This window comes from Comamonas granuli NBRC 101663 (assembly GCF_000739995.1).
Classification (GTDB): Bacteria; Pseudomonadota; Gammaproteobacteria; order Burkholderiales; family Burkholderiaceae_C; genus Simplicispira; species Simplicispira granuli.
Genome location: NZ_BBJX01000027.1, coordinates 1 through 1419 on the forward strand (window position 1 = coordinate 1; position 1419 = coordinate 1419).

The 1419-nt window shown below is 67.9% G+C and carries 1 protein-coding gene; it reads right to left on the minus strand.

Features of this window, described 5'->3' with window-relative positions:
• A partial coding sequence (locus tag CGR01S_RS16035) for an NAD-dependent succinate-semialdehyde dehydrogenase (RefSeq protein ID WP_042429692.1) occupies positions 1–1419 on the minus strand: 1419 nt, incomplete at both ends.

Below are 1419 nucleotides of genomic sequence, written 5' to 3' on the forward strand. Positions count from 1 at the left end.
ACTTGAGGATATCGCCCACGCAGAGGTACTTGATCTCGACGTAGTCGTCCATGCCATGGTGCGAGCCCTCGCGGCCCAGGCCGGACTGCTTGACGCCGCCAAAGGGCACGTGCTCGGTGGCCAGGATGCCCACGTTGATACCCACCATGCCGTACTCCAGCGCCTCGCTGACGCGGAAGATGCGGCCCACGTCGCGCGAGTAGAAGTAGCTCGCCAGCCCGAACTCGGTGTTGTTGGCCGCGGCGATGGCCTCCTGCTCGGTCTGGAACTTGAACACCGGGGCGAACGGGCCGAAGGTCTCCTCGCGCGCGCACAGCATGTCGGGCGTGGCGCCGGCCACCACCGTGGGCTCGTAGAACTGGCCCGAGCCTAGGGAGGACAGGCGCTTGCCGCCGGTGAGCACCTGGCCGCCCTTGGCGATGGCGTCCTCCACATGGCGCTGCACCTTCTCCAGCGCGGCCTCCTCGATCAGCGGCCCCTGGTTCACCCCCTCCTCGAAGCCATTGCCCACCTTGGCCGTCTGGACCTTGGCGGCGAACTTCTGCACGAACTCCTCGTACACCCCCTCCTGCACATAGAAGCGGTTGGAGCACACGCAGGTCTGGCCCGCATTGCGGTACTTGCTGGCAAAGGCCCCTTCCACAGCGCTGTCGATGTCGGCATCGTCAAACACGATGAAAGGCGCGTTGCCGCCGAGCTCCAGCGACATCTTCTTGACCGTGGGCGCGCTCTGCGCCATGAGGATGCGGCCCACCTCCGTGCTGCCGGTAAAGCTGATGTGGCGCACCACATCGCTCTCGCACAGCACCTTGCCGATGGCAATGGAATTGGCGGCATCGGCGCTGAGGATATTGAGCACACCGGCCGGAATGCCCGCACGCACCGCCAGCTCGGCCGCGGCCAGGGCCGTGAGCGGCGTGAGCTCGGCCGGCTTGATGACCACCGGGCAGCCGGCGGCCAGGGCCGGGGCGACCTTGCGCGTGATCATGGCCAGGGGGAAGTTCCAGGGCGTGATGGCGGCGCACACGCCGATGGGCTGCTTGAGCACCAAGAGGCGCCGGTTGTTGTCGAACTGCGGCAGCGTCTCGCCATTGACGCGCTTGGCCTCCTCGGCGAACCACTCGACGAAGCTGGCGCCATAGGCCACCTCGCCCTTGGCCTCGGGCAGGGGCTTGCCCTGCTCGGCCGTCATGATGCGGCCGATGTCGTCCTGGTGCTGCATGAGCAGGTCATACCACTTGCGCAGCAGGATGGAGCGCTCCTTGGCGGTCTTGGAGCGCCAGGCAGGCCAGGCGGCATTGGCGGCGGCGATGGCGGCCTGGGCGTCCTGGGGGCCCAGGTTGGCGACCTGGGCGAGCAGGGCGCCGGTGGCCGGGTCGTGCACGGCAAAGCGGCTGTGGCCAGCCACCCATTGGCCGT